General features: G+C 35.8%; 2 protein-coding genes and 1 pseudogene. All 3 read left to right on the top strand.

All coding sequences use genetic code 11. The annotated features are described in order from the left end of the window. Window positions 1-132: 132 nt before the first annotated feature. Entirely contained in the window at window positions 133-822 is a 690-nt protein-coding gene (locus tag V7083_RS22930) for a response regulator transcription factor (RefSeq protein WP_335482434.1), read from the top strand. Beyond that, window positions 815-1,921 carry a HAMP domain-containing sensor histidine kinase gene (locus V7083_RS22925; protein ID WP_335482432.1) on the top strand — a complete coding sequence of 369 codons (1,107 nt, stop codon included), beginning with the start codon at window positions 815-817 and terminating at the stop codon, window positions 1,919-1,921. The genes V7083_RS22930 and V7083_RS22925 overlap by 8 nt, the downstream gene beginning before the upstream one ends. Window positions 1,922-2,149: 228 nt before the next feature. Further along, window positions 2,150-2,348, top strand: a pseudogene (locus V7083_RS22920) (hypothetical protein); the annotation flags it as partial.

Here is a 2,348-nt window from a genome sequence, read left to right as displayed (position 1 = left end):
GTAGATATAGGGAATGATTTTCAAAATTAAAGTATCTATATTTGTGGTACTGTTAGCAACATCCATTATAAAGTATTTAAATAAATAGTTTTGATGTTCTAGAAATTGAATAATTTTAGTGGAGTGTAAAAAATGAACCATGTAACAATTTTAATTGCGGATGATGAGGCCGAGATTGCAGATTTAGTTGCTTTACATCTGGAAAAAGAAGGATACAGCGTGATCAAGGCTGCTGATGGGGAAGAAGCTATTTATGCGATTCAAACGCAAACTCTAGATTTAGCCATTTTGGATATTATGATGCCTAAACTTGATGGTTATGAAGTGACTAGGCAAATTCGCGAGAAGCATCACTTGTTGCCGATTATTTTTCTAAGTGCCAAGACCTCCGATTTTGATAAGATAACTGGATTGGTCATTGGAGCTGATGATTATATGACCAAGCCGTTTAACCCCATGGAGTTGGTGGCCCGAGTGAAAGCCCAGCTTCGTCGTTCAATGCAATTTAATCAATCCGTATCAAGTAGTTTGGTCATTGAATCTGGGGGGTTAACTATTGATCCTGAACAACATACTGTGTCTTTATTTGGAGAAACAATCGAGTTAACTCGGAAGGAGTTTGACATATTATATCTACTGGCAAGTCATCCAAAAAAGGTATTCAGTGCAGAAAACCTTTTCCAGAAAGTATGGGGCGAAGAATACTATGAAAGTCAAAATACGGTTATGGTACATATTCGTACCTTAAGAAAAAAGTTGGGGGAAGACAAAAACAAGTTTATTAAAACTGTTTGGGGAGTAGGGTATACATTCCATGGTTAAAAAAATTCAAAGTTTTCGCTCCAAGATGATTCAATTAGCCGGGTTAAGTATGCTTCTAGCTGGGACCATAACCTATCTAATCTACAAATTTCTACAGCTTTATTACCATAAAAATGCGCAGTTTGGCGATCAATTGTCACGTTTTCGCAGCTCCATCAATAATTTTGGCGATCTTAACTTCTTTTTGATCATTTTCATTCCTCAGGCCATTTTCTATTTCTTTTTATTTACGAAACGGTACGCCCTTTATTTTGAGGAAATTTCAAAGGGAATTCACCATCTAGCCAATGGAAACTTTCAACACCACGTAACAATCCCTTCTAGCGATGAATTTAGTAAAATTGCACAGGATATTAATACAGCAAGTGAAAAACTCCAATACGCTGTGGAAAGAGGAGAGTTTGCTGAGAGCAGTAAGGATCAATTAGTGGTGAATCTTGCTCATGATTTACGGACCCCTCTTACTTCCGTTTTAGGTTATTTGGATTGGATCTTAAAAGATGAGCAATTAAAAGAGGAACAAATCAGGCATTATGCTGCCATCGCGTATACAAAGTCGCAGCGTTTAGAAAAACTAATAAATGAGTTATTTGAAATTACGAGAATGAACTATGGGATGATAGATCTTGAAAAATCAAAAATTAATATTAGTGAGTTGCTTTTGCAACTAAATGAGGAAATGTATCCTATATATGAGAAAAATCAGCTAACTTCAAGAATGGATTTGGAAGAGAGCTTATTTATTGAGGCTGATGGTGAACAGCTGGCACGTGTGTTTGAAAATCTTTTGATTAATGCTTCCCGTTATGGAAAAGATGGTAAATTTATTGATATCAAAGGGTTTCACGATGAGGGAGATGTCGTTGTACAGGTGATTAATTATGGCGATTTTATTCCTCAGGAGGAATTGCCGTATATCTTTGACATATTCTATACAAGCGACCGTGCAAGAACTCATCAAGAAGGCAGTACGGGACTCGGGTTGTTCATTGCTAAAAATATTGTCGAACAGCATATGGGAAGTATCACTGCGGAAAGTAGTGTAATTCGTACGAGTTTTGAGGTGCGTTTGCCTCAGGATGTTCCGAAATCGGAATAAGTGGATTTATTTAAGAAAAATTTTATATTTTACCCCACTTTTATTTAAAAAGTTTTCTTTACTCTTTCTAAAAGAGAGACAAGGAGGAAATAGAAGATGAAAAAGTGGGGTTTTTATTTTATTATCATTATGACGTTAGGGTTTATGATTTTTCAAAATATAGGTGAGTATTCAAATAAAGAACAGGCGCTGCGAAAAAGCAACGGATCCATAATCATTAAAAGAAATATGATTTATCAAGGAAATCTATTATTGGTAAACAAGGACTATCCAGTTCAGAAAGATAGTGTGAAGTCAGATGTAGTGTTTTTATCGCACCATCCGGAATTAGTAAGGGGATATGGATTATTAGACAATGGTATTAAACTCTCAAAAGATGTTGCACAAAAATTCTCAGAGATGATGATGGCTGCAAAAGAGGATGGAA

It is taken from the genome of Bacillus sp. JJ1764, assembly GCF_036962145.1.
Lineage (GTDB): Bacteria > Bacillota > Bacilli > Bacillales > Cytobacillaceae > Neobacillus.
Note: the sequence above shows the minus strand (reverse complement) of the source record. Positions and strands in the feature narration are given on the sequence as shown.